Source organism: Isoptericola sp. NPDC019571, assembly GCF_044389385.1.
Taxonomy (GTDB): domain Bacteria; phylum Actinomycetota; class Actinomycetes; order Actinomycetales; family Cellulomonadaceae; genus Isoptericola; species Isoptericola nanjingensis.
This window is the reverse complement of record NZ_JBIRXZ010000002.1, coordinates 338,999-363,124: the sequence shown is the minus strand read 5'-3', so window position 1 is coordinate 363,124 and position 24,126 is coordinate 338,999. Positions and strand designations below refer to the sequence as shown.

At 74.5% G+C, this 24,126-nt stretch carries 24 protein-coding genes; 4 read left to right on the top strand and 20 right to left on the bottom strand.

Features of this window, described 5'->3' with window-relative positions:
* Positions 1 to 2: 2 nt before the first annotated feature.
* A complete protein-coding gene (locus ACH443_RS05025; RefSeq protein ID WP_430589635.1) occupies positions 3 to 893 on the top strand; it encodes an Fpg/Nei family DNA glycosylase in 891 nt (296 codons plus the stop codon).
* A gap of 4 nt (positions 894 to 897) precedes the next feature.
* On the opposite strand, the gene ACH443_RS05020 is transcribed toward ACH443_RS05025, so the two are convergent.
* From ACH443_RS05020 to dxr, 6 genes are all read right to left on the bottom strand, one after another.
* Entirely contained in the window at positions 898 to 2,088 is a 1,191-nt protein-coding gene (locus tag ACH443_RS05020; protein ID WP_429762269.1) for a glycine C-acetyltransferase, read from the bottom strand.
* A 2-nt stretch (positions 2,089 to 2,090) separates the two neighbouring features.
* The gene (gene tdh / locus ACH443_RS05015) at positions 2,091 to 3,191 is read right to left on the bottom strand and encodes an L-threonine 3-dehydrogenase (RefSeq protein ID WP_430589634.1); all 1,101 of its coding nucleotides are present in this window, start codon (positions 3,189 to 3,191) and stop codon (positions 2,091 to 2,093) included.
* 103 nt (positions 3,192 to 3,294) lie between these two features.
* Positions 3,295 to 4,251 carry a GNAT family N-acetyltransferase gene (locus tag ACH443_RS05010; protein ID WP_430589633.1) on the bottom strand — a complete coding sequence of 319 codons (957 nt, stop codon included), beginning with the start codon at positions 4,249 to 4,251 and terminating at the stop codon, positions 3,295 to 3,297.
* 79 nt (positions 4,252 to 4,330) lie between these two features.
* Positions 4,331 to 5,473, bottom strand: a complete 1,143-nt coding sequence (gene ispG, locus ACH443_RS05005) for a flavodoxin-dependent (E)-4-hydroxy-3-methylbut-2-enyl-diphosphate synthase (RefSeq protein ID WP_430555850.1) — start codon at positions 5,471 to 5,473, stop codon at positions 4,331 to 4,333.
* 139 nt (positions 5,474 to 5,612) lie between these two features.
* Positions 5,613 to 6,932, bottom strand: coding sequence for a M50 family metallopeptidase (locus ACH443_RS05000; RefSeq protein WP_430589632.1), 1,320 nt, complete (start codon positions 6,930 to 6,932; stop codon positions 5,613 to 5,615).
* Positions 6,933 to 6,999: 67 nt separating this feature from the next.
* Positions 7,000 to 8,187, bottom strand: coding sequence for a 1-deoxy-D-xylulose-5-phosphate reductoisomerase (gene dxr / locus ACH443_RS04995; protein WP_430589726.1), 1,188 nt, complete (start codon positions 8,185 to 8,187; stop codon positions 7,000 to 7,002).
* A 277-nt stretch (positions 8,188 to 8,464) separates the two neighbouring features.
* On the opposite strand from dxr, the gene ACH443_RS04990 reads away from it, so the two are divergent.
* On the top strand, positions 8,465 to 9,235 hold the full coding sequence (locus tag ACH443_RS04990; protein WP_430589631.1) for a hypothetical protein: 771 nt from the start codon (positions 8,465 to 8,467) through the stop codon (positions 9,233 to 9,235).
* A 10-nt stretch (positions 9,236 to 9,245) separates the two neighbouring features.
* Here ACH443_RS04990 and ACH443_RS04985 read toward each other — a convergent pair whose 3' ends face one another.
* The gene (locus ACH443_RS04985) at positions 9,246 to 10,517 is read right to left on the bottom strand and encodes an MFS transporter (RefSeq protein ID WP_430589630.1); all 1,272 of its coding nucleotides are present in this window, start codon (positions 10,515 to 10,517) and stop codon (positions 9,246 to 9,248) included.
* A gap of 70 nt (positions 10,518 to 10,587) precedes the next feature.
* Between ACH443_RS04985 and ACH443_RS04980 the strand changes: the two genes are divergently transcribed.
* On the top strand, positions 10,588 to 10,986 hold the full coding sequence (locus ACH443_RS04980; protein ID WP_429762276.1) for a MerR family transcriptional regulator: 399 nt from the start codon (positions 10,588 to 10,590) through the stop codon (positions 10,984 to 10,986).
* Positions 10,987 to 11,056: 70 nt separating this feature from the next.
* Here the strand turns inward: ACH443_RS04980 and ACH443_RS04975 are convergent, their stop codons facing one another.
* The 7 genes from ACH443_RS04975 to rpsB all read right to left on the bottom strand — a co-directional run bounded on the left by ACH443_RS04975 (position 11,057) and on the right by rpsB (position 17,212).
* On the bottom strand, positions 11,057 to 11,608 hold the full coding sequence (locus tag ACH443_RS04975) for a DivIVA domain-containing protein (RefSeq protein ID WP_429762277.1): 552 nt from the start codon (positions 11,606 to 11,608) through the stop codon (positions 11,057 to 11,059).
* Positions 11,605 to 12,696, bottom strand: a complete 1,092-nt coding sequence (gene rlmN, locus ACH443_RS04970; RefSeq protein ID WP_429762676.1) for a 23S rRNA (adenine(2503)-C(2))-methyltransferase RlmN — start codon at positions 12,694 to 12,696, stop codon at positions 11,605 to 11,607. The genes ACH443_RS04975 and rlmN overlap by 4 nt, the downstream gene beginning before the upstream one ends.
* Before the next feature lie 105 nt (positions 12,697 to 12,801).
* Positions 12,802 to 13,698 (bottom strand): phosphatidate cytidylyltransferase, encoded by an 897-nt coding sequence (locus tag ACH443_RS04965; protein WP_430555845.1) that lies wholly within the window; start codon positions 13,696 to 13,698, stop codon positions 12,802 to 12,804.
* Positions 13,698 to 14,255 (bottom strand): ribosome recycling factor, encoded by a 558-nt coding sequence (gene frr, locus ACH443_RS04960; protein ID WP_429762278.1) that lies wholly within the window; start codon positions 14,253 to 14,255, stop codon positions 13,698 to 13,700. Before frr ends, ACH443_RS04965 begins: the two co-directional genes overlap by 1 nt.
* A 64-nt stretch (positions 14,256 to 14,319) precedes the next feature.
* A complete protein-coding gene (pyrH, locus tag ACH443_RS04955; protein ID WP_429762279.1) occupies positions 14,320 to 15,111 on the bottom strand; it encodes a UMP kinase in 792 nt (263 codons plus the stop codon).
* 232 nt (positions 15,112 to 15,343) lie between these two features.
* The gene (gene tsf / locus ACH443_RS04950) at positions 15,344 to 16,183 is read right to left on the bottom strand and encodes a translation elongation factor Ts (RefSeq protein WP_429762280.1); all 840 of its coding nucleotides are present in this window, start codon (positions 16,181 to 16,183) and stop codon (positions 15,344 to 15,346) included.
* Between the two features lie 114 nt (positions 16,184 to 16,297).
* Positions 16,298 to 17,212 (bottom strand): 30S ribosomal protein S2, encoded by a 915-nt coding sequence (rpsB, locus tag ACH443_RS04945; protein WP_429762281.1) that lies wholly within the window; start codon positions 17,210 to 17,212, stop codon positions 16,298 to 16,300.
* 679 nt (positions 17,213 to 17,891) lie between these two features.
* Between rpsB and ACH443_RS04940 the strand changes: the two genes are divergently transcribed.
* On the top strand, positions 17,892 to 18,413 hold the full coding sequence (locus tag ACH443_RS04940; protein WP_430589629.1) for a murein hydrolase activator EnvC family protein: 522 nt from the start codon (positions 17,892 to 17,894) through the stop codon (positions 18,411 to 18,413).
* Positions 18,414 to 18,494: 81 nt separating this feature from the next.
* On the opposite strand, the gene ACH443_RS04935 is transcribed toward ACH443_RS04940, so the two are convergent.
* The 6 genes from ACH443_RS04935 to ACH443_RS04910 form a co-directional block, all read right to left on the bottom strand.
* Positions 18,495 to 19,442, bottom strand: a complete 948-nt coding sequence (locus ACH443_RS04935) for a tyrosine recombinase XerC (protein WP_430589628.1) — start codon at positions 19,440 to 19,442, stop codon at positions 18,495 to 18,497.
* 125 nt (positions 19,443 to 19,567) lie between these two features.
* Positions 19,568 to 20,926 (bottom strand): DNA-processing protein DprA, encoded by a 1,359-nt coding sequence (dprA, locus tag ACH443_RS04930; protein WP_430589627.1) that lies wholly within the window; start codon positions 20,924 to 20,926, stop codon positions 19,568 to 19,570.
* Positions 20,919 to 22,454 (bottom strand): YifB family Mg chelatase-like AAA ATPase, encoded by a 1,536-nt coding sequence (locus ACH443_RS04925; RefSeq protein ID WP_430555840.1) that lies wholly within the window; start codon positions 22,452 to 22,454, stop codon positions 20,919 to 20,921. The genes dprA and ACH443_RS04925 overlap by 8 nt, the downstream gene beginning before the upstream one ends.
* A complete protein-coding gene (locus ACH443_RS04920) occupies positions 22,454 to 22,813 on the bottom strand; it encodes a YraN family protein (protein WP_430589626.1) in 360 nt (119 codons plus the stop codon). Before ACH443_RS04920 ends, ACH443_RS04925 begins: the two co-directional genes overlap by 1 nt.
* Positions 22,814 to 22,958: 145 nt before the next feature.
* A complete protein-coding gene (locus tag ACH443_RS04915) occupies positions 22,959 to 23,258 on the bottom strand; it encodes a DUF2469 domain-containing protein (RefSeq protein WP_013838354.1) in 300 nt (99 codons plus the stop codon).
* On the bottom strand, positions 23,255 to 24,067 hold the full coding sequence (locus tag ACH443_RS04910; RefSeq protein ID WP_430589725.1) for a ribonuclease HII: 813 nt from the start codon (positions 24,065 to 24,067) through the stop codon (positions 23,255 to 23,257). Before ACH443_RS04910 ends, ACH443_RS04915 begins: the two co-directional genes overlap by 4 nt.
* Between the last annotated feature and the right edge of the window lie 59 nt (positions 24,068 to 24,126).

Genomic DNA, 24,126 nt, shown 5'->3' with positions numbered 1-24,126 from the left:
GCATGCCCGAGCTTCCCGAGGTGCAGGCGCTGGCGGAGTTCCTCGACGCTCGTACGTCCGGCCACCGCGTCGTCGCCGCCGACGTCGCGGCCATCGCCGCGCTCAAGACCTTCGACCCGCCGGTGACGGCGCTCGTCGGGCAGGAGGTCCGCGGCGTCGCGCGCCACGGCAAGTGGCTCGATCTCACGGCCGGCCCGGACGGCGACCAGGTGCACCTGCTGTTCCACCTCTCCCGCGGCGGGTGGGTGCGCTGGTCGGACCAGGCTCCCACGACACCGGTCCGCCCGCGGATGGGCGGATCGTCGCGCGGGTCCGCGCTGGCCCTGCGCGTGCGGCTGGACGACGGCGCCGGGTTCGACCTCACCGAGGCGGGCACCCGCAAGCGCCTGGCGGTGCACGTGGTGCGCGACCCGCGGGAGGTGGAGCAGGTCGCCACGCTCGGCGTGGACCCGCTCTCGGACGACTTCACCCCGGAGGCGCTCGCCGCGCTGATGCAGGAGAGGAACCAGCAGGTCAAGGGCCTGCTGCGCGACCAGCGCGCGATCGCCGGCATCGGCAACGCCTACTCCGACGAGATCCTGCACGTCGCGAAGGTCTCGCCGTTCAAGCTCACCCGGTCGTTCACGCCGCCGGAGGCCGCGGCGCTGCACGACGCCGTCGCGACCACCCTGCGCGACGCCGTCGCGGCGTCGTCGGGCAAGCCGGCCAAGGAGCTCAAGGACGCCAAGCGCGCCGGGATGCGCGTGCACGGCCGGACGGGCGAGGCGTGCCCCGTCTGCGGCGACGTCGTGCGCGAGGTGAGCTTCGCCGACCGTTCGCTGCAGTACTGCGCCACCTGCCAGACCGGCGGGCAGGTGCTCGCCGACCGGAGGATGTCGAGGCTGCTGAAGTAGCCGGTCAGCCCGCCGCGACGGCGTCGCGCGAGGCGACGAAGGCGTCGACGCACGCACGGACCTGCTCGGGCGTGTGCGCGGCGGACAGCTGCACGCGGATGCGGGCCTCGCCGCGCGGCACGACCGGGAACGAGAAGGCCGTGACGTACACGCCGCGCTCCCCCATCGCCGCCGCCACCCTCGCCGCGAGCACGGCGTCGCCGAACATCACGGGCACGATCGGGTGCTCGCCGGGCAGCAGGTCGAAGCCCGCCTCCGTCATGAGCCGGCGGAACAGGGCGGCGTTCTCGGTCAGGCGGGCGCGCAGGTCCCCCGACCCCTCCACGAGGTCGAGCGCCGTGAGGGTGCCCGCCACGATCGTCGGCGCGAGGGTGTTCGAGAACAGGTACGGGCGGGCGCGCTGGCGCAGCAGGTCGACGATCTCCTGGTGCGCCGCGACGTAGCCGCCGGACGCGCCGCCGAGGGCCTTGCCGAACGTGCCCGTGAGGATGTCCACGCGGTCGGCGACTCCGAGCAGCTCCGGCGTCCCCCGCCCGTGCTCGCCCATGAAGCCCACCGCGTGCGAGTCGTCGACCAGGACGAGGGCGGAGTACCGGTCGGCCAGGTCGCAGATCTCCCGCAGCGGCGCCAGGTAGCCGTCCATCGAGAAGACGCCGTCGGTGACGACCACGACGTGCCTGGCCCCGCCGTCGCGGGCGGCGCGCAGCTGGTCCTCGAGGTCGGCCATGTCCCGGTTGCGGTAGCGGAAGCGGGCGGCCTTGGACAGGCGGATGCCGTCGATGAGCGAGGCGTGGTTGAGGGCGTCGGACACGATCGCGTCGTCCGCGCCGAACAGCGTCTCGAAGACCCCGCCGTTGGCATCGAAGCACGACGAGAACAGGATCGAGTCGTCCGTCCCGAGGAACCCCGCCAGGCGCTCCTCCAGGGCGCGGTGCTGGTCCTGCGTGCCGCAGATGAACCGGACGCTGGCCAGCCCGTAGCCCCACGTGTCGAGGGCGTGCCGGGCCGCCGCGACGATGCGCGGGTCGTCGGCCAGCCCGAGGTAGTTGTTGGCGCAGAAGTTCAGCAGCTCGGCGCCGTCCGCGCGGATGCGCGCGCCCTGCGGGCCGGCGATGCCGCGCTCGTGCTTCGTGAGGCCCGCGCTCTCGATCTCGGCGAGCTGCCCCGCCAGGTGCTCCCGGAACGTCCCGTACATCGCTACGCCTTCCCCTCGTCGTCCTGCGCCTCGTGCTGCGCGCCGTCCCGCGCACCGTCGTCCCAGTCCGTCCAGTCGAGCACGACCTTGCCGCCGTGCGCGGACGCCGCGGCCTCGAAGCCATCGCGCCAGCGGCTCGCGGGGAGCCGGTCCGTGACGACGGACGCGATCGCCGTGCGCAGCGTCGCGCTGGTGCGCAGCATCGCGTCCATCGCCTGCCAGGTCTCGAACATCTCGCGCCCGTAGATGCCCTTGAGCGTGAGCATGTGGGTCACGACCGTGCCCCAGTCGACGGCGATCGGCCCCGACGGCAGGCCGAGCATCGCGATCCGCCCGCCGTGGTTCATGTTGGCGATCATCTCCGGCAGCGCGCTCGGCGCGCCGCTCATCTCGAAGCCGACGTCGAACCCCTCGCGCAGCCCCAGCTCGCGCTGCGCGTCGGCCACCCGCGCCGTGCGGACGTCGAGGGCGGCATCGGCGCCCATGGCCTTCGCCATCTCGAGCCTCGCCGGGCTGACGTCGGTGCCGACCACGAGGTGCGCGCCCGCGTGCCGCGCGACGGCGATCGCCATGAGCCCGATGGGGCCGCAGCCCGAGACGAGGACGTCCTCCCCGATCACCGGGAACGCGAGCGCCGTGTGCACCGCGTTGCCCAGCGGGTCGAAGATCGCCGCGACGTCCAGGTCGACGTCGGCGTGGTGCACCCACACGTTCGTGGCCGGCAGCACGACGTACTCGGCGAACGCGCCGTCGCGGTGCAGGCCGAGGCCCTGGGTGCGGATGCACATCTGGCGGCGCCCGGCGCGGCAGTTGCGGCAGGTGCCGCACACGATGTGCCCCTCGCCCGACACGAGGTCGCCCACGGCGACGTCGTGCACCATCTCACCGACCGCGACGACCTCGCCGACGAACTCGTGGCCCGGCACCAGCGGCGCCGCGATGGTCGAGGCGGCCCAGTCGTCCCAGCGGTCGATGTGCAGGTCGGTGCCACAGATGCCGGTGCGCAGCACGCGGATCTTCACGTCGCCGATGCCGGCCTCCGGCTCGGGACGCTCCACCAGCTCCAGCCCGGGGCCCGGCCCCGGCTTGTACAGCGCCCTCACTCGGCACCCACCAGCGCCTCGGACACCCGTGCACCCCACGTCGCATGCGTCGTCACGCCGCGTACCATCTCACGATCCGGACGGATCCGGTAACGCCGGCACGTCAGAACAGCACCGTCGTGAACGTGCCGACCTGCTCGAAGCCCACGCGTCGGTAGGTGGCGAGCGCCGGCGCGTTGAACGCGTTGACGTACAGGGAGACCACGGGAGCCACCTCGCGCCGCGTCGCGACGACGACGGCGGCCATGCCGGGCGCGGCCAGGCCGCGGCCGCGGCGCAGCGGGTCGACCCACACGCCCTGCACCTGCGCGACCCCGCCCGCGACCGCGCCCAGCTCTGCCTTGAAGGCGACGAACGGCCCCGGCCCCGGCCCCGTGCCCGTGCCCGGGGCGGAGCCGGGCGCCTCCATGCGCACGAACGACCGCCCCTCGGCCACGAGGGAGCGCACCCGCAGGGCGTACGCGCTGCCGGGCGACGCGGCCGGCGCGTACCCGACCTCCTCCGCGAACATGCGCACGCAGGCGGGCAGCACGGCATCCACCTCGCCGAGGGTGGAACGGCGCACCAGCGCGTCAGGCTCGACGTCCGGGTCGCGGGCGATCGCCAGCGACGGCTGGTCGGCGCGCACCTCGCGCGCAGGGGGCCAGCGGGGCGCGAGCAGGTCCCACAGCGCGAGGGCCGCCGTCCGGTCCCCCACGATCGACGACGAGCGCCGGCCCTGCGCGCGGGCCGTCGCGGCGAACGCGGCGACGGCGTCGTCCGCGTCGCGACCCACGAGGTCCGGGGACAGCACGGGGACGAGGTTCGCCCCGGACCAGCAGACCGCGACGAGCGGGCCCGTGGCGGGGAAGCCCCACGCCTGCCCGCCTGCCGCGGCGAAGCCCGCCACTGCCGCCACCTCGAGCCGCGCCGCGGCGAGCACCGACGTCACCGGGTCGCGGGCGCACAGGGCGCGCGCCTCGGCGAGGTCCTCCTGGCCGAGGACACGGGCCCGGGGTCGCCGCGCGTCGAGGCCGCGCGCGTCGCCGCGCGCCCGCACCGCCGGTCGCCAGCCGCCCATCACGCCCCCTTCGCCGTCGTGGGCCCTCCCGCCATCGTCCCCGATGCGGCCCCTCGGTGCGGCCCCTCGGGCCGAACCGTCAGCCGACCGTGACCTCCGGGGCCCCGGCCTGGGCCTCGTTCTCGGGGGCGGGCATCGTCTCGGCGATGCGCATCGCCTCCTCGATGAGGGTCTCGACGATCATCGCCTCCGGGACGGTCTTGATGACCTCGCCCTTGACGAAGATCTGGCCCTTGCCGTTGCCCGACGCGACACCGAGGTCGGCCTCGCGCGCCTCGCCCGGGCCGTTGACGACGCAGCCCATGACCGCGACGCGCAGCGGGACCGTCATGCCCTCGAGACCCGCCGTGACCTTCTCGGCCAGCGTGTAGACGTCGACCTGGGCCCGGCCGCACGACGGGCAGGAGACGATCTCGAGCTTGCGGGGCCGCAGGTTCAGCGCCTGCAGGATCTGCGTGCCGACCTTGACCTCCTCGACCGGCGGCGCGGACAGCGACACCCGGATCGTGTCGCCGATGCCCTGGCTCAGCAGCGCGCCGAACGCGGTGGCGGACTTGATCGTGCCCTGGAACGCGGGGCCCGCCTCGGTGACGCCGAGGTGCAGGGGCCAGTCGCCGCGCTGGGCGAGCAGCTCGTACGCGCGCACCATGACCACCGGGTCGTTGTGCTTCACGGAGATCTTGAAGTCGTGGAAGCCGTGCTCCTCGAACAGGCTCGCCTCCCACACCGCGGACTCGACCAGCGCCTCCGCGGTCGGCTTGCCGTACTTCTCCAGCAGGCGCTTGTCGAGGGACCCGGCGTTGACGCCGATCCGCAGCGAGACCCCGGCGTCGGAGGCGGCCTTGGCGATCTCCTTGACCTGGTCGTCGAACTTGCGGATGTTGCCCGGGTTCACACGCACGGCGGCGCAGCCGGCGTCGATCGCGGCGAACACGTACTTGGGCTGGAAGTGGATGTCCGCGATCACGGGGATCTGCGACTTCTTCGCGATGGCGGGCAGCGCGTCGGCGTCGTCGATGGTCGGCACCGCGACGCGCACGATGTCGCAGCCCGCGGCGGTCAGCTCGGCGATCTGCTGCAGCGTCGCGTTGATGTCCGTGGTCGGGGTCGTCGTCATGGACTGGATGCTGATCGGTGCGTCGCCGCCGACGGCCACTTTGCCCACCTGGATCTTGCGGGACTTGCGGCGCGGGGCCAACGTGGGCGCGGGCGGGGTAGGCATGCCGAGATTGATCGCAGTCACGGTGCCAGTATCGCGCCTGCGGGCGGGTGCTACGCACGCGGGCACCTGACGGGCACGGAATCACCGCGCGTTCGTCCGCAGGACCTTCACCCGGCGCGGGCCCGCTCGGGTCCGGGCGTCAGCCCAGGCGGACCGGGTCCACCAGGTCCGCGACGATGAGGATCGCTCCCGTGCCCACGAGCACGACGAACATCACGTACGCCACCGGCATCATCCGCGCGACGTCGGCCGGGCCTGGTCGCGGGAGCCCGCGCAGCCGCGCGACCGTGCGCTTGGCGCCCTCGTACAGGGCGTTGACGACGTGCCCGCCGTCCAGCGGCAGCAGCGGGATGAGGTTGAAGACGAAGAGCGCCACGTTGAGCGCGGCCAGCAGGCTCAGCAGGAACTGCAGCGTGCTGATCACGGGCGCGTCCGCGGCGACGGCGTCCACGGCCATCCGGCCGACCCCGACGACCGACACGACGGAGTCCTGCGACCGCGGCTCGTCGGTGAACGCCTGCACGGCCGCGTCGCCGATGCGCACCGGGAGCGTGACGATCATGCCCGCCGTGCCCGAGACCTGCTGCCAGACCGCCTCCGGGACGGTCGAGACCGGCAGCGGCTCGTACTCCTGGGTCGGTGTGACGCCCAGGAACCCCGCCGTCTCGGTGACCGGCTGCCCGTCGGCGCCGACCTTCGCGGTGCCGTCGGCCTCGACCACGGGGACCTGCCGGTCCGACGTCGTCACGGTCAGCGGGACCTCGGCGCCGTCGCGCAGCACCACCACCGGGACCTGCTGGTCGGGGGCGTCCGCGATGGCTCCGGAGAGCTCGTCCCACGACGTCACCGCCGTGCCGTCCCACTCGACGATCTCGTCGCCCGGCTGCAGGCCCGCCGCGGCGGCCGGCGAGGGCGCGGCGCCGTCCCCGCACACCGGCGCCCCGTCCGCCGTGGTCGACGTGGGCGTGCACTCGCTCACCGCACCGACGGTCGTGGTCACGGTCGGCGCACCGATGCCCACGAGCACGACGAACGTGAGCACCACCGCGATGAGGAGGTTCATCACCGGGCCACCCAGCATGACGACCAGCTTCTTGGGCGTGGACAGGTGGTAGAAGGCGCGGTGCTCCTCGCCGGGGAGGATCTCGCTCACGGACGCGTCGCGCGCGTCGGCGATCGCCTGCCCGAAGAACCCCCCGCGGCGGCGGGTGCCCTCGGGCGCGGGCGGCATCATGCCGACCATCCGCACGTAGCCGCCGAGCGGGATGGCCTTGACCCCGTACTCCGTCTCCCCCTTGGTGCGCGACCACAGCGTGGGGCCGAAGCCCACCATGTACTGGCTCACCCGCACGCCGAACTTCTTCGCGGGGACCATGTGGCCCACCTCGTGCAGGCCGATGGAGAGGGCGAGGCCCACCACCATCACCGCGATGCCGACCACCCAGGAGAAAACGTCCACGGCCTCGAGCCTAGGACACCCGCGGCCACCCGCCGCACGCCCCTGCCGCGCGCGCGTGGAGGGTTCGTCAGGACCGCGCGAGGATCTCGTCGGCGCGCGCCCGCGCCCAGCGCTCGACGCCCTCGACGACATCGAGGGTGACGTCGGCGGCGGCCACCCCGTCGTGCTCGGCCAGCACCCGCTCCACGGTCTCGACGATGTCGAGGAAGCCGATGCGCCCGCCGAGGAAGGCCGCGACGCCCTGCTCGTTCGCGGCGTTGTAGACCGCGGGGTGCGTGGCGGACGCCGCGACGGCCGCGCGGGCCAGCCCGACAGCGGGGAACGTCGTCTCGTCGAGGGGCTCGAACGTCCACGACGCCGCTCGGCTCCAGTCGCACGGCGGCGAGACGACGTCGAGGCGATCCGGCCAGGACAGCCCGAGCGCGATGGGCAGCCTCATGTCGGGCGGGGAGGCCTGCGCGAGCGTGGAGCCGTCGTGGAACTCGACCATCGAGTGCACGACCGACTGCGGGTGCACCACCACGGTGATGTCCTCCGCCGGCACGTCGAACAGCAGGTGCGCCTCGATGAGCTCGAGGCCCTTGTTCATCAGCGAGGCGGAGTTCACCGTCACCACGGGCCCCATGGCCCAGGTGGGGTGGGCGAGCGCCTCGTCGACCGTGACCTTCTTGATGTCGTCGCGGCTGCGGCCGCGGAACGGCCCGCCGGAGGCCGTGAGGACCAGCCGTCGCACCTCGTCGCGCGCGCCCCCGCGCAGCGCCTGGGCGATCGCCGAGTGCTCGGAGTCCACCGGCACGATCTGCCCGGGCGCGGCCGCGGCCTTGACCAGCGAGCCGCCCACCACGAGCGACTCCTTGTTCGCCAGCGCCAGCGTCGAGCCGCCCGCGAGCGCCGCGAGCGTGGGCCGCAGGCCCACCGACCCGGTGATGCCGTTGAGGAGGACGTCGCTGCCGCGACCCGCGAGCTCGGTCGCCGCGTCGGGCCCGGCGAGCACCTCGACGTCGCCCGCCGCGGCGCCGAGCCGCTCGACCAGGGCGGCCCGCAGGTCGTCCGCACGGGCGTCGTCCGCGACGGCCACCGCGCGCGCCCCCACGGTCGCGACCTGCTGCGCGAGCAGCGCGACGTCGGACCCGCCCGCGCTCAGCGCCTCGACCCGGAACCGCCCGGGGTGGGCACGCACGACGTCGATCGCCTGGGTACCGATCGAGCCGGTGGAGCCGAGGAGCGTGACGGTACGGGTGTGCTGGTCGGACACCTGCTCGGTCCTGTGGTCGGGCGTGTGGTCGGGCGTGTGGTCGGGCGTGTGGTCGGGCGTGTGGTCGGGCATGGCGCCCATCATCCCAGGCGTTCTCGCGCCTCTACCGCCCGTCGCCCGGTTGGCCGACACACCGCGGAACGGCGTGGAATTAATTCACCCGCTCCGGTGCTTGACTTCCGGACGGGACCTTCCCCGCGCCCGGTCGCGACGGGATGTGACGCCGGTTACGTTCGCATCCATGTGTACTTATCGCGTGATAGTCGGCAAGCGCGCCATGGCCACCTTCGCCGGGATCGCCACCCTCGTCACCGGGGCGGTCGTCGGGCTGGCGGCACCCGCCGCCGCGGACGGCGACGGCGAGACCCACCGCATCTTCGCGACCCGCGAGGGCCTGGTGGGCAAGCACACCGCGAACGGCCACAAGATCGAGAAGCGGGACCACTTCGTCGCCCTGCCTTCGCGCCGGGCCCTGTCCGCGGACGGCGACGGCGCGTTCAGCGTCCGGGCGTGCCGGGCGGACAGCACGCGGTGCGAGTACGCGCCGGTGTGGGACGTCGGCCCGTGGAACACCACCGACGACTACTGGAGCTCCACCCGTCATGCCGCCCGCGACCTGCCGCGGGGCACCCCGCAGGCCTCCGCGGCCTACCGGCTCGGCCACCACGGCGGCAAGGACCTCTTCGGGCGCACCGTGACCAACCCGGCGGGCATCGACCTCGCGGACGGCACCTACCGGGACGGCCTGGGCCTGCGTTCCAACGCCTGGATCGACGTGACCTACCTCTGGCAGGGGTCCGCACATACGGGGATCGTCTCGGCCGACGGCGGCACCCTCAACGTCCGCACCGGGCCGGGCACCGGCTACCGGTGGACCGGCGCCGCCGCCGACGCCGCGCGCGTGCCGCTGCTGTGCAGCGCGCGCGGGCAGACGGTCACGGGCACCCGCGGCACGACGAACCTCTGGTACCGCATCGGCCCGAGCAACTGGGTGTCCGACGCCTACCTCGACACGGGCAGCGGCGACGCCCTCGCCCCCGCCTGCTGACGGACGGGGCTCAGACCCCGGCGGGCCTCTCTGCCACCGTGCCACCGGCGCGGCCGCCGTCGCCCTCCACGGCTGCCGGCGTCGACCAGACCCGCGCCCCGGCGCCGAGCGCGACGGCGGTCACGGCGACCACGACGGCGGCCGGGACCGGCAGCGCCCCGACGCCGCCGCCGGCCACGACCCACGACGCCAGCGCGGCACCGACGGCGATGCCGCCGTTGAACACCACCGGGATCAGCGCCGACGACGTCGCCCGCCGCTCGGGCCCGCCGAGGCGCAGGATCAGCGTCTGCGCCAGGGGCGGCAGCGCGCCCGACGACACGCCCCACAGCACGACGACGGCCACGCCGAGGGCGGGATGCACGTCCACCACCGCCAGCCCGAGCAGGGCGAGCGCGGTCCCGCCGGCGGCGAGCGCGAGCACCGGCGCGGTCCGGGCCCCGAACCGGCCGGCGAGGACCACGCCCAGGGCGGACGCGAGGCCGAACACCAGGAGCAGCCCGCTCACGCCGCCCGGCAGCGCGTCGGCCGGCACCTCGACGATGCGCGTCACGTACGTGTACGCGCCGTAGTGCCCTACCAGCAGCACCCCGACGATCGCCGTGACCGTGATCATCGGACCGGGCCCTCCGGCCGGCGCGGGCCCCGGGGCGCCCGGAGTCACCCCCTCACCGGGCCGGGCCGTGGCGGGCGCGGCCGCACGCGCGACGACGAGCCGCACCAGGACGGCGACCACCAGCGTCAGCAGCGCGAGACCGGCGAACGCCGCCCGCCAGCCCACCGCACGGGTCACGAGGCTGGCGAGCGGCGTTCCGAGCACCATGCCCAGGGTGGCGCCGCCCAGCACCACGGCGATCGAGCGGGCGAGCAGCCGGTCGGGCACCAGGTCGGCGACGTGCGCGTTCGCGGACGCCCACAGGAGGCCGACGGCGGCCGCGCCCACCAGCCGCGCCCCCACGGCGACGCCGTAGGTCGGCGCCAGCGCCGTGGCGAGGGAGGACGCGGCCAGGACGCCGAGCGCGACCGTGATCACGGCACGCCGGTCCGTGCCGGCGACGAGCCGCACGAGCGGGAAGCTCGCCACCACGACGGTGGCCGCCCACACGGACACGAGCAGACCGGTGCTCGCCTCGTCCACCCCGAGCCCGGCGCTCATCTGCGGCAGCACGGCGGTCGGCAGCATCTCGGCCGTGACCATGGTGAACGTGGCCGCGCCGAGGACGAGGAGCGAGAGCCACGGGAGCCGGTCGGACATGGTGGGGGTCGTGCGTGGTGTCGTCATGCGACCGACGCTAGAGTTTGACATTGATGTCAATGTCAAGCGTGACCTCGGTCACCTCGGGAGGAGCACGATGAAGATCGGCGAGCTCGCGCGTCGCGCGGGAGTGGCACCGCGCCTCGTGCGCTACTACGAGCAGCAGGGCCTGCTCGTGGCCGACCGCGCGCCGAACGGGTACCGCACCTACTCCGACGACGACGTCGAGCGCGTGTCCAGGGTGGCCGGGATGGTGCGCGCCGGCATCCCCACGCGCCTGATCAAGGTGCTGCTCGACATGGAGGAGACGAGCACCGCCGAGGCGCCGACCTGCCCCCGCACCGTCGCGGAGATGCTGGCCGGCGAGCTCGTCGGCATCGAGGACAAGATCGCCTGCCTCACCCGCAGCCGCGACACGATCCGTGACGTCCTCACCCGCACCGAGCAGGCCGCCCTCCTGTCGGAGGCCGCGGCCACCTCGCCCGCCGGCCGGTGACGGACGCGACGAGGGCCGCCGACTCGTCGTCGGCGGCCCTCGTGGCGTCGGTCCTGGTGCGGCGGCGGGATCACTCGACCCCGAGCAGCACCTCGATCGCGCGGGCGAAGAAGCGGTCCACGGGACCCTCCGCGTAGCCGTCCGAACCCTTGGCCCGGCCGAACGTCGCGGAACGGATCTCCCCGGAGGACAGCGGCTCCTGCCGGTCGAAGTACGCGACGAGCCGGTCGCACAACGCGTCGACGTCGTCGGGGTCGTAGCCCTGCTCGCCGCGCTCGGCCGGGGCGAACTTCTCGCCGTCGGGCCGGCCCAGGCGCCCGTACATCGTGCGGGCGCGGTCCGCCAGCGCGGCCATCCAGGCCTCCTGACCGTGCGCTGCCACGTACTCGGCGCGCTGACGGGCGATGAACGCCGCCTCGAGCCGGTCCAGCGCCGCGTCGACCTCGTGCGTGTCGTAGCCACCGCGCACCAGGTCGAACGTCGACACCTGGATGTCGGCGTGCGACAGGGGCTCCGCGGTGCGTCCCTCGTACGCCTGCCGAGCGTGGTCGAAGAAGTCCTCGACCTCGTCCCGCTCGTACCCGGTGCGCATCGCGGACACCGTGCTGAACAGTGCGCTCACTCGTCCTCCTCGGCCGCCAGCTGCCCGCAGGCGCCGTCGATGTCGCTCCCGCGGGTGTCACGGATCGTGGTGGGGATGCCGTGCCCGCGCAAGCGTGCCACAAACTCGTCCTCGACGGCACGCTCGCTCGCGGTCCAGATCGAGCCGGGCGTGGGGTTCAGCGGGATGGGGTTGACGTGCACCCAGCCGCGCCCGCGGGCGTTGAGCTTCTCCCCGAGCAGGTCGGCGCGCCAGCCGTGGTCGTTCATGTCCTTGATCAGCGCGTACTCGATCGACACGCGCCGCCCCGTCACCTCGAAGTAGCGCCGGGCGGCGTCGAGCGCCTCGTCCACGCTCCACCGGGTGTTGATCGGCACGAGCTCGCTGCGCAGGTCGTCGTCCGGAGCGTGCAGGCTGAGGGCGAGCGTCACCGGGATCTCGAGCTTCGTGAGCTTCTCGATCGCGGGCACCAGCCCCACGGTCGAGACGGTGATGTTCCGCGCCGACATGCCGAAGCCCTCGGGCTGCGGCGCGACCAGCGCGCGCACCGTCTCGAAGACCGCCTTCGGGTTGGCCAACGGCTCGCCCATGCCCATGAAGACGAGGTTGTTGAGCCGCGTGGGCCCACCGGGGATCTCGCCCTCCGCGAGCGACCGGTTCGCCGCGCGCACCTGCTCGAGGATCTCCGCCGTCGACAGGTTCCGCGTGAGCCCGAGCTGGCCCGTGGCGCAGAACGGGCACGCCATGCCGCAGCCCGCCTGCGACGACACGCACAACGTGGTGCGGTGCGGGTAGCGCATGAGCACCGACTCGACCTTGGCGTCGTCGAAGAGGTGCCACAGCGTCTTGACGGTCGTGCCGCCGTCGGCCTCGAGGCGCCGGGTGGGGCGGATGAGCTGCGGGAACATCGTGGTCGCGATGGCCTCGCGCGTCTTCGCGGGCAGGTCGGTCATCTGCTCCGGGTCGGACGTGTAGTGCTGGAAGTAGTGCGTCGCGAGCTGCTTGGCCCGGAACGGCTTCTCCCCCATCTCCTCCATCGACGCGACGCGCTCGGCCGGCGTGAGGTCGGCGAAGTGCTTCGGCGGCTTGCCCCGGCGGCGCGGCGCCATCTGCAGGGGCATCGGCGCGGTCTCGTCGCCGGGCCGGACCGCGGGGATCCCGAGGTCGGCGCCGGACGTCGCGGGACGGGCGGTGGTGGGGGGCATGACGGTTCCTTACAGGGCGCCGGGCGGCGCCATGGTGAGCACGAGGTACACGAACGGGGCGGTGACGACCAGCGAGTCGAGGCGGTCCAGCACGCCCCCGTGACCCGGGAGCAGCGAACCCATGTCCTTCAATTCTAGGTCCCGCTTGATGAGCGACTCGGCGAGGTCGCCCACGGTGGCCGTGATCGCGGTGAGCACACCGAGCACGATGCCGAGCACCGGGCTCGCGTCGAGGGCGAGCACCGCGCCCGCGACGCCCACGGCCGTGGCCAGGACCAGCGATCCTGCCAGGCCCTCCCAGGTCTTCTTCGGGCTCACGGTGGGTGCCAGCGGGTGGCGGCCCATCGTCACGCCGGCGATGTACCCACCGGTGTCGTTCGCCACGGCCAGGAGGATGAACAGGGCCACCCGGAGCTCGCCGTCCGGCTGCGCGAGCAGCAGCATGACGAAGCCCGCCAGGAACGGCACGTAGGTGGCCGCGAAGACCGCGGCCGCGCAGTCGCGCAGCGCCTGCGGCCCGGGGCCGTCCAGCACCCGCCAGACGACGACGGCGCCGACGGTCAGCACGTACGCGACGAGCAGCGCCTCGGGCCCCGCCGTGTAGGCCGAGACCACCATGCCCGCGCCGCCCACGAGCAGCGGCAGGATCGGCAGGTGGATGTCCCGGCGGGCGAACGCCTGCCGCAGCTCCCACAGCGCGGCACCGACCGCGACCGCGGCGACGGCGACGAACGGCTCCGGCCGGAACCACAGGGACGCCGCGACGCCGACGAGCAGCAGGACGCCGACCGTGATGGCCACGGGGAGGTTGCGGCCGGCGCGCGACGACGTCGGGTCGGCCGCCCCGCCGGTGGCCGGGTCGAGCGGGGACGCGTCCTCGCCCGGTTCGAGGGGATGGGTCACCATCAGACCTCGAGCAGCTCGCTCTCCTTGCCGGCGAGCAGCACGTCGATCGCGTCGACGTGCTTCTTCGTCAGCGACTCGAGCTCCTTCTCCGCCCGGGTGACCTCGTCCTCGCCGGCCTCGCCGTCCTTGACGATGCGGTCCAGCTCCTCCTTGGCCTTGCGGCGGACGTTCCGCACGGAGATGCGGGCGTCCTCCGCCTTCGTCTTGGCCATCTTCACGTAGTCGCGGCGACGCTCCTCCGTGAGGGCGGGCATGACGATGCGGATCGCGTTGCCGTCGTTCGACGGGTTGACGCCCAGGTCGGACTCGCGGAGCGCCTTCTCGATGGTCGTCATCGAGCTCTTGTCGAACGGGGTGATGAGCACCGTGCGCGCGTCCGGGATGTTGAACGACGCGAGCTGCTGCAGGGGCGTCGGGGCGCCGTAGTAGTCCACGGTGATCTTCGAGAACATGCCCGAGTTGGCGCGACCCGTGCGGATCCCCGCGAACTCCTCCTTGGCGACGTCGATCGCCCTGTCCATCTTCTCCTCGGCCTCGAGGAGGGTGTCGTCGATCACCGGTGCTCCATTCTCGTCGTCGTGCGTCGTCGTGCTGCTGAAGTGTCGTACGGCTGGTGCGGCGTCAGTGGGTGGTGACCAGCGTGCCAATCTTCTCGCCCAGCAGCGCGCGGGTCACGTTACCCGGCTCCTCGAGGCCGAAGACACGCATCCGCACGTCGTTGTCGCGGCACAGGGACAGCGCGGTGGCGTCCATCACGTTCAGGCCGCGCACCAGGGCGTCGGTGTAGGTGAGGTGCTCGAGGCGCTCGGCGTCCGGGTCCGTGCGCGGGTCGGCCGAGTAGACGGCGTCCACGCCGTTCTTGCCCATGAGGACCTCGTCGCAGTGCGTCTCCAGGGCACGCTGGACCGACACGGTGTCGGTGGAGAAGTACGGCATGCCGGCGCCCGCGCCGAAGATGACGACGCGACCCTTCTCCAGGTGCCGGATCGCGCGCAGCGGGATGTACGGCTCGGCGACCTGTCCCATGGTGATCGCGGTCTGCACCCGCGTCTTGACGCCGTCCTGCTCGAGGAAGTCCTGCAGCGCGAGGCAGTTCATCACCGTGCCGAGCATGCCCATGTAGTCGGCGCGCGCCCGGTCCAGGCCCGCGCGGGAGAGCTCGGCGCCGCGGAAGAAGTTGCCGCCGCCGGAGACGATCGCGACCTGCACGCCCTGCCGGACCGCGTCGCCGATCTCCTGGGCGATCCGCCGCACGACGTCGGTCGCGAGGCCCACGCTGCCGCCCCCGAACGTCTCGCCGGAGAGCTTGAGGAGCACGCGGCGCGCGGGTGCGGTCTCGCCCGTCGCCCCGCCCGTCGCCTCACCCGTCGTGGTCGTCGGCTCGGTCTGGTTGGTCTCGGTCACGTGCGTCACCGTCGCTCTCTGATCTGTTCCGCATGCCCTGCGGCATGTTCCGCGTCCGCCGGCCGTCGCGCTCGACGGACCGGCAGGTCGGGCGGGTGCGCGCCCGGTGGTCCTGTGTCGCCCTCCGCGCATCCTGGCACCGGACGGCGGCTCCCGCCCCGTCAGCGGGCGGGCGCGGGCGGGTACGCGAAGGCCCGACCGCACCGCGCACGGTGCGGTCGGGCCTGAGCGCTGGGAGGCGTCAGCTGCCGACGCGGAAGCGGACGAAGCCGAGCAGGGCGCCGCCGGTGGTGGCGACGTGCTTGGCGACGGTCGTCTTCGTGTCCTTGGCCAGCGGCTGGTCCACGAGGACGGCGTCCTTGAAGAAGCCGTTGAGGCGACCCTCGACGATCTTCGGGAGCGCGGCCTCGGGCTTGCCCTCGGCGATCGAGACCTCGCGCGCGATCTCGCGCTCCTTCTCGACGACGTCCGCGGGGACGTCCTCGCGGGACAGGAACCGGGGCGCCAGCGCGGCGATGTGCTGCGCGACGTCCTTGGCGACCGGCTCGGCGGCGTCGTCGGTGGCGACGAGCACGCCGATCGACGGCGGCAGGTCCTTGGCCGTCTTGTGCAGGTAGGTCGTCACCTTGGGGGCCTCGAGGCGGGCCACGCGACGCAGCACGACCTTCTCCCCCATCGTGGCGCCCTGAGCGGCGATCGTGTCGGCCACGGTGCCCTCGGCGGCCGGGGCGGCGAGGCCGGACTCGGCGTCCGTGGCACCCGCGGCGGCGACGGCCTCGAGGACCGCGTCGGCGAGCGCGATGAACTTCTCGTTCTTGACGACGAAGTCCGTCTCGGCGTCGAGCTCGATCATCGTGGCGACCTGGCCGGCCGCGGAGTCGGCGACCTTGACGGCCACGAGGCCCTCGGTGGTCGCGTTGCCCTCGCGCTTGGCGGCGCGGGCCAGACCCTTCTTGCGGATGATCTCGATCGCCTGGTCGGTGTTGCCGTCAGCCTCGTCGAGCGCCTTCTTGACGTCGAGCATGCCGGCACCGGTGCGCTCGCGCAGCGCCTTGATGTCAGCGGCGGTGTAGTTCGCCATGGATGTCCTCCGTGCTGGTTCGAGGTCCGCCCGGACCCGGTCGGGGTGCCGGGCGGAGTGGGTCGTGCGGCGGTCCGCGGGCCGGTCACCCGGGGGTGACCGGCCCGCGAGGACTCACTCGGACTTCTCGGCGGCCTGCTCGCCCTCGGCGGCAGGCGTCTCCTCGGCGGCGGGGGCCTCCTCGGCAGCCGGGGCGGCCTCGGTCGCCTCGGCGGCCGGCGCCTCCTCGGCGGCGGGGGCCTCGGCCTGCGCGGCCTCGGCACCGGCCAGGAGCTCGCGCTCCCACTCGGCCAGCGGCTCGGCCTCGGCGGTCTCCGCGGCCTCGCCCTTCTTGCCGGAGTGGCGCTGCAGCAGGCCCTCGGCCGCGGCGTCGGCGATCACGCGGGTGAGCAGCGTGACGGAGCGGATCGCGTCGTCGTTGCCCGGGATGGCGTAGTCGACGTCGTCGGGGTCGCAGTTGGTGTCGAGGATCGCGACGACGGGGATGCCCAGCTTCTTCGCCTCGTTGACGGCCAGGTGCTCCTTGTTCGTGTCCACGATCCAGACCGCCGAGGGGGTCTTGGCCATGTCACGGATGCCGCCCAGCGTGCGCGCGAGCTTGTCCTTCTCGCGACGCAGGACGAGGAGCTCCTTCTTCGTCAGCGCCGAACCGGCGACGTCGTCGAAGTCGATCTCCTCGAGCTCCTTGAGGCGCTGGAGGCGCTTGTGCACGGTGGTGAAGTTGGTGAGCATGCCACCGAGCCAGCGGTGGTTCACGTACGGCATACCGACGCGGGCGGCCTGCTCGGCCACGGGCTCCTGCGCCTGCTTCTTGGTGCCGACGAACAGGATGCTGCCGCCGTGGGCGACGGTCTCCTTGACGAACTCGTAGGCGCGGTCGATGTACGACAGCGACTGCTGCAGGTCGACGATGTAGATGCCGTTGCGCTCCGTGAAGATGAACCGCTTCATCTTCGGGTTCCAACGGCGGGTCTGGTGTCCGAAGTGGACACCGCTCTCGAGGAGCTGGCGCATGGTCACGACGGCCATGACACGTCCTTTCGCCGCGTGCGCCGGATCCTCCGGGCTGCACGCGCGTCGGGCGACCGGGCTGCTGCTGCAGGCTCCGGTCGCGGTACTCGGTTCGTCGGTGACGGGCATCGGGCCCGGCACCCCTGGCGTCACGCCGGGTCGGCACCGTTCCCAGGGGACCCGGGGACGGACCGCTGCCGACGCGGCCGCACCCTGCACCCGGCGGGCCGGGTCGCGGGGCGCGTGCGTGACGCGCGATGTCGACCGGTTCGCGTCCGCTCCCCCGGCCCGGCGAGCCCGCAGGACGTCGAGGACGGTCCACGGGATCCACCGGGATGAATCGGGGGGCGAGGCGCAAGCCGATCGCGGCAGCCAGTCTACCCGACGGTTCCGGGCCTCTCTGCCCACCGGCGATCGCCCACCTGCCGCACCGCCCGACGCGGCCGGCGCCACCCGGCGGATGACGCGGCGCGGGGCGCGAACGCCTCGAGCCTGCCCCCAGGAGTCGGCCGCCGCGGGCGGATCCACAGCGCTTCGGCCGACGCTCGAAGCGGTCCGCCTGCTCCGCCAGCCTGCTCCCATGAAGCTTCCCACCACGACCGTCCGGGCACCGGCCCGCCGTGGCCGGCAGGTCGGTCGTGCCACCGCGTGCCCCGTCGGGTCGTCCGTCCCCGCCACGACGGTCGCCAGACCCCTCATGAGACTCGTCATCGGGCTCGCCACGGTCGGCGTCGTGGGCCTCCTGGCCGCCGCGCCGCTCGCCGGCGCGGCGCCTCCGGTCCCGGCCCTGCACGCTGACGGCGACGGCGGCGGATGGACGCGTCCCGTGCCCGGCGACGTCGTGCACCCGTTCGACCCTCCCGCCGAGGAGTGGGCCGCGGGCCACCGCGGGGTGGACCTCGCCGCCGCGACGGGCGAGCGGGTGCGGTCACCGGCCACGGGAACGGTGTCGTTCGCCGGGCAGGTCGCCGGCAAGCCCGTCGTGGTGGTCGCGCACCCCGGTGGCCTGCGGTCCACGTTCGAGCCCGTTACCGCCTCAGTGGGTCTCGGCGACCCGGTGGCCGCGGGCGACGTCGTGGGCGCGCTCACCGCCGGGCCGGGGCACTGCGCGCCCGCCGGGTGCCTGCACTGGGGCGTCCTGCGCGGCGAGGTGTACCTCGACCCGCTCGCGCTGCTCGGCCAGGCGCCACCGATCGTGCTGCTGCCCGGCGGTCCGTGAGCGGAGGCGGGCGCGCCGGTCGGGCCGACGCTCACGAGCCTGTACCGACGGACGGGACGGGCGAACGGAGGCCCGCACAGCTCAGGCGCGCGGGAACGCCTGCACGAACACCTGGCGCAGCCGCTCGTCGTCCACGTGGGTGTACCGCTGCGTGGTGCCGAGGTCGGAGTGCCCCAGCACCTCCTGGACGGACCGCAGGTCCGAGCCGCCCTGCAGCAGGTGCGTCGCCGCGGAGTGCCGCAGCGCGTGCGGGGCCACGTCCTCCACGCCCGCCTGGGCCGCGAGCTGATGCACCGCGTCGCGGACCTGTCGCTGCCCCCAGCGGCCACCGCGCGCCCCCAGGAGGAGCGCGGCCCCGGACGTCGGCTGCAGCAGGGCCGGCCGGCCGTGCGCCAGCCACTCGGACACCGCGCGCGCCGCCGGGACGCCGAACGGCACCACCCGCTCCTTGCCGCCCTTGCCGAGCACCCGCACGAGACGGTCCGTGAGGTCGACGGCAGGCACGTCCACCTGCACCAGCTCGCCGACGCGGATGCCGCTGCCGTACAGGAGCTCGGACGCGGCCCACGCGCGCAGGGCCGCGGGGCGATCCTCCGGCTCCGCGGCGTGCGCGACCTCGCGGGCGGTGTCGAGCAGCGTCGCGGCCGCGTCCGCGCTCAGCACCGTCGGCAGGGTCCGCGACACCTTCGGGCTCGCCAACCGCGCCGTCGGGTCCGTCTGCACCAGCCCCACGCGGTACGCCCACCGCAGGAAGGTCCGCGCCGCGGCGCCGCGACGGGCGATCGTCGCCCGGGCCAGGCCGCGCTCGGCCTGCGCGGCGAGCCAGCCGCGCAGCACGACCACGTCGACCCCCGGCAGGCCGTCGACCCCGTGCCGCACCGCGTACCGCAGGAGCGACCCGACGTCGGCACGGTACGCACGACGCGTGTGCGCCGAGTGCCCGCGCTGGACCTCGAGATACTCGTCGAAACGCGCCAGCGCCCCCGCGAGCGGCGCCGGCAGCGGCGGCAGGTCCGGATCGGTGTCCATCCAGGTCAGTGTGCCCCTGAGCCGTCTCAGGACGGGTGAGGCGCCGCGCGTGTCGAGGTCGTCCACCGGTGCGACACCCCTCGTGCGCCCCCCTGGCGGACGACCTCTCGCACCGGCCCGCCGCCTCAGCCGTTCGACGTCGTCCTGCCCGCCCCGCCGTCGGCACGGCGGACCCGGCGCCACCGGCCGGCCTCCTGGGCGGCGAGCCCGTGCAGCTCGAGTGCACCGAGACCGGCGAGCAGCTCGCCCGGGGCGAGGCCGGCCACCCGTGCCAGCGCGTCCAGGGCGGTCGCGCCCCGTGCCGGCAGCGCGTCCCACACCTGGCGCGCGCGCTCGCCGAGGGCCTCGACCTCCGCCGGCATCCGTCGGCGCGACAGCGCACGGGCGGCGCGCCCCGGTACGGGAGCCCCGTCGTGCGGGGCCGGCGCCGCCTCGCCGTCGTACGGACCGGCGAGCTCGGCCACCTCGGCGGCGTCCGTCACGCAGACCGCCGCCCCGTCCCGCAGGAGCGCGTGGCACCCGGTCGAGGTCCCCGACGTCACCGGGCCGGGCACGGCACCGAGGGGGCGCAGCAGTCGCGTCGCGTGCCGTGCCGTCGACAGCGCCCCCGACCGCCAGGCGGCCTCCACCACGACGGTCGCGCACGACACGGCGGCGATGATCCGGTTGCGGGCGAGGAAGCGCTGCTTGAACGGTGCCGACCCGGGCGGGACCTCGCTCACCACCGCACCCGCGCCGTCCGCCAGGCGTCGCAGGAGATCCTGGTTGCCCGGCGGGTAGAAGCGGTCCACGCCGCCGGCGAGCACCGCCAGGGTGGCAGCCCCGCCGGCGACCGCACCGCGATGGGCCGCGGCGTCGATCCCGTACGCCCCGCCCGACACGACGGCAAAGCCGCGGTCGGCGACACCGGCCGCCAGGTCCGCCGCCACGTGGTCCCCGTAGGCGCTCGACGCCCGCGCCCCGACGAGTGCGACCGACCGCTCCGTCAGCGCGGCGAGATCGGCGTCGCCGCGCACCCACAGGGCGAAGGGCTCTTCCGGGCCCAGCGCGGCGAGCCGGGCCGGCCAGCGTGCGTCCCCGGGCACCAGCAGCGTGCCGCCGAGCCGTTCGAGGACCCGCAGCTCCCGCCGCGGGTCGAGCCGCTCGAGCCGCGGCGCCCACCGGGCGACCCCCTCCATGAGCCGGTCGGCCGCGACCTCGCTGCCCAGCGGCTCGACCGCGGACCCCCGCAGGGCGCGTGCCGGGTCGCGGACCGCGTCGACGACCCACTCCAGCGCCGCCGGGGCCCCGAGGTGCGTGACGAGGGCGCCCGCCACCGCGTCGGCCGGCTCGGCCAACCGGCTCCACGCGGCGCGGGCGAGCACCGGGTCGTCCGCCGCGAAGGGCAGCCCTCCGGCGCCGAGCGACCGCGTCGCGGTCGGTCTCGGTTCCGCGGCCGGCCCCACGACCGCCCCCACGACTGGCTCCACTGCCGGCTCACGCATGGCTCCCCCTCGTGCGCATCGTCACGGCCGTGGAGACGTCGTCGACCGTCGGTGCGGCGCGCCCCGCGAGGTCGGCGTGCGTCCACGCGATCCGCAGCACTCGGTCGGCCCCGCGCAGGCTGAGCACCCCCCGGTCGACCATCTGCTCGATCGGCTGCAGCACCCCCGGTGCTCGTGACCGCTCCCGCAACCACCGCCCGGGCACCTCCGCGTTCGTGGTCCAGGGTGTCCCGGCCAGCCGCTCGCGGGCTGCGGCCCGCGCCTGGGCGACCCGGGCCGCGACCACCGCCGACGACTCCCCCTCCGACCGTGCCGTCCGTTCCGCCCGCGTCACGGGCAGGACCTCCACCTGAAGGTCGACGCGGTCGAGCAGCGGCCCCGACAGACGACCGAAGTACCGGCGCTTCGCCATGGGCGTGCAGGAGCAGTCCAGCCCTTTGTTCACCGACGCCATCCCGCACGGGCAGGGGTTCGCCGCCAGCACCAGCTGGAAGCGTGCCGGGTAGCGGGCGGCTCCCCCGGAGCGGTGCAGCACCAGCTCCCCCTGCTCGAGCGGCTGGCGCAGCGTCTCCAGCACGCGGGACGGGAACTCGGGGGCCTCGTCCAGGAGCAGCACCCCCCGGTGCGCGCGGGACACCGCGCCGGGCCGGGCCAGGCCGCTGCCCCCGCCGACGATCGCCGCCGGGGTGGCCGTGTGGTGCGGGTCCTCGAAGGGCGGGCGCGTCAGGAGGCCGTTCCCGGGGTCGAACGTCCCGGCCACCGAGTGCACGGACGTCACCTCCACGGCCTCGGAGGGCGTGAGGTCCGGCAGGATGCCCGGCAGCCTGGCGGCGAGCATCGTCTTGCCCGCGCCCGGTGGCCCGACCAGGAGCAGATGGTGCCCACCGGCGGCCGCGACCTCGAGCGCCATCCTCGCGTGCACCTGCCCGACCACCTCCGCGAGGTCCCCCGGCGACCGGCGCGGCGCGGACTGCCGCGCCGCCCGGACCGGGTCCAGCACCGGCGGCTCGGCGAGCTCCCCGCCGTGGAGCAGCACCACCTCGGCCAGGCTCGACGCCGCGTGGACGCGCGCACCGGGGACCAGCCGGGCCTCGTCCGCGTCCCCGGTCGCGACCACGACGTCGGGGCAGCCCGCCTCGACGGCCGCGGCGACCGCAGGGAGCACCCCGCGCACGGGCTGGAGGCGCCCGTCGAGGCCGAGCTCTGCCAGGTGCACCACCCGGTCCAGCCCGGCCCGGGGTACCACGCCGTCCCCCGCGAGCACGGCGACCGCGATGGCGACGTCGAACGACGAACCGGACTTGCGCAGCGACGCGGGCGACAGGTTGACGGTGATCTTGCGGTGCGGCCACTTGATGCCGGTGGAGAGCACCGCGGCCCGCACCCGCTCGCGCGACTCGTTGAGCGCCGTGTCCGGCAGCCCCACCAGAGTGAACCCGGGGACGGACGCCGCGAGCTGCGCCTGCACCTCCACGACGTGCCCGGTCAGCCCGGTGAGGGCGACCGCCGCCGTCGTCCCGAGGCCCATCAGAGCACCCCCACGAGGTGCTCGACCTGCGCGGCGCCCGCCCGCGGCAGCACCACGGCCACCACGTCGACCCGGATCTCGCGGCAGCGCACGTCCCGGTGCTCCACCAGCCACTGCCCCGTGAGCCGGCGGATCCGGGACAGCTTGGCGGCCGTCACCGCCTCCGCGGGGTGGCCGAACGCGGTGCCCCGTCGCGTCTTCACCTCGAGAGCGACCAGCACGTCGCCGTCGCGCGCGACGAGGTCGAGCTCGCCTCCCGTGCCGTGCCAGTTGCGCTCGAGCACCTCCATGCCCTGCGCCTCGACGTGGCGCGCGGCCACCCGCTCCCCGTACCGCCCGACGGCGTCCTTCGCCCGCATCGAACCACCTCCGCGGGGAAGCCTCGCGGCCCGGTGCAGGGCCGACGCGCACGCGGACGGTGTCCTGTGGACGAGGGGCGCAGGGGGGCCGCCTGGGGGCAGCCTCCGTGCCTACCGGCGCCTCGTGGCGTCGACAGGGAGCGAGCTACAGGGCGAGCTCGGCCTTCGCGAGCTCCTCCACGTTGACGTCCTTGAACGTCACCACGCGCACCGACTTCACGAACCGCGCGGAGCGGTAGACGTCCCATACCCACGCGTCGGCCAGCCGGAGCTCGAAGTAGACCTCCCCGGCGGCGGACCGCACCTGCAGGTCCACCTGGTTGGCGAGGTAGAACCGCCGCTCCGTCTCCACGACGTACGAGAACAGGCCCACCACGTCGCGGTACTCGCGGTACAGCGCGAGCTCCATCTCGGTCTCGTAGTTCTCGAGGTCTTCGGCGCTCACAGGGCCATCATCCCATCGGGCGGGTCGAGGGCGAGGCCTGCGGCGGGCGTGCCGGGCGCCGGGACCGCGCCGTCGTCCGCGAGGGCGCGCAGGTTCCACGACCGGCGGTGCTGCGGCGTCGGGCCGAGCCGGCGCAGCGCGTCCAGGTGGGCGGGCGCCGAGTACCCCTTGTTCTGGTCCCACGCGTACGCCGGGTACTGGCGCGCCAGACGCACGAGCAGCCCGTCGCGCTCCACCTTGGCGAGCACGCTCGCGGCCGCGACCGAGGAGCACTGAAGGTCCGCCTTGACGAGGGTGCGCACCCCCGGCTCCGGCGCCTCGGGCCCGAGCGGGTCGAGGGCCGCCGCCTCGAACAGGTCGACGTCGCCCCGGCTCAGCCAGTCGTGCGAGCCGTCGAGGAGCACCACGTCCACGTCGCCGCACGTCCGCCGGACCTGGGCGAGCGCCCGCCGCCCGGCGAGCCGCAGCGCGGCCACGATCCCGTGCGCGTCGATCTCCGCCGGCCCCGCGTGCCCGACGGCCCACGCGACCCCCCAGCGCTGCAGCTGCGGCACCATCGCGACCCGCGCCGCCGGGGTGAGGAGCTTCGAGTCGGTCAGCCCCTGGGGCGCCGTCCGCGTCGCCGCGTCCACGACGACGACCCCCACGCTCACGGGCCCGGCGAGGGAGCCGCGCCCCACCTCGTCCATGCCCGCGACCAGCCGTGCGCCTCCCGTGAGCAGCGCACGCTCCTGGCGCAGCGTCGGGCTCCGGCGCTGCTTGGCGCCGGCGCCGGCCGTGCGGCGGCGGGGCGGCGTGGGCCGGCGCACCGTCTCCGGCCCGGACGTCGCCCGGACGGGCTCGGCGCCGTCCTGCCCTGCGTCCTGCT

Excerpts from the sequence above, each read along its gene's own strand:
- ACH443_RS05025 (WP_430589635.1), top strand. The coding sequence starts at position 3 with ATGCCCGAGCTTCCCGAGGTGCAGGCGCTGGCGGAGTTCCTCGACGCT.
- ACH443_RS05020 (WP_429762269.1), bottom strand. The coding sequence starts at position 2,088 with ATGTACGGGACGTTCCGGGAGCACCTGGCGGGGCAGCTCGCCGAGATC.
- ACH443_RS05010 (WP_430589633.1), bottom strand. The coding sequence starts at position 4,251 with ATGGGCGGCTGGCGACCGGCGGTGCGGGCGCGCGGCGACGCGCGCGGC.
- ispG (WP_430555850.1), bottom strand. The coding sequence starts at position 5,473 with ATGCCTACCCCGCCCGCGCCCACGTTGGCCCCGCGCCGCAAGTCCCGC.
- ACH443_RS04990 (WP_430589631.1), top strand. The coding sequence starts at position 8,465 with ATGGCCACCTTCGCCGGGATCGCCACCCTCGTCACCGGGGCGGTCGTC.
- ACH443_RS04985 (WP_430589630.1), bottom strand. The coding sequence starts at position 10,517 with ATGACGACACCACGCACGACCCCCACCATGTCCGACCGGCTCCCGTGG.
- ACH443_RS04980 (WP_429762276.1), top strand. The coding sequence starts at position 10,588 with ATGAAGATCGGCGAGCTCGCGCGTCGCGCGGGAGTGGCACCGCGCCTC.
- rlmN (WP_429762676.1), bottom strand. The coding sequence starts at position 12,696 with ATGGCGCCGCGCCGCCGGGGCAAGCCGCCGAAGCACTTCGCCGACCTC.
- ACH443_RS04965 (WP_430555845.1), bottom strand. The coding sequence starts at position 13,698 with ATGGTGACCCATCCCCTCGAACCGGGCGAGGACGCGTCCCCGCTCGAC.
- tsf (WP_429762280.1), bottom strand. The coding sequence starts at position 16,183 with ATGGCGAACTACACCGCCGCTGACATCAAGGCGCTGCGCGAGCGCACC.
- rpsB (WP_429762281.1), bottom strand. The coding sequence starts at position 17,212 with ATGGCCGTCGTGACCATGCGCCAGCTCCTCGAGAGCGGTGTCCACTTC.
- ACH443_RS04940 (WP_430589629.1), top strand. The coding sequence starts at position 17,892 with ATGAGACTCGTCATCGGGCTCGCCACGGTCGGCGTCGTGGGCCTCCTG.
- ACH443_RS04935 (WP_430589628.1), bottom strand. The coding sequence starts at position 19,442 with ATGGACACCGATCCGGACCTGCCGCCGCTGCCGGCGCCGCTCGCGGGG.
- dprA (WP_430589627.1), bottom strand. The coding sequence starts at position 20,926 with ATGCGTGAGCCGGCAGTGGAGCCAGTCGTGGGGGCGGTCGTGGGGCCG.
- ACH443_RS04925 (WP_430555840.1), bottom strand. The coding sequence starts at position 22,454 with ATGGGCCTCGGGACGACGGCGGCGGTCGCCCTCACCGGGCTGACCGGG.
- ACH443_RS04920 (WP_430589626.1), bottom strand. The coding sequence starts at position 22,813 with ATGCGGGCGAAGGACGCCGTCGGGCGGTACGGGGAGCGGGTGGCCGCG.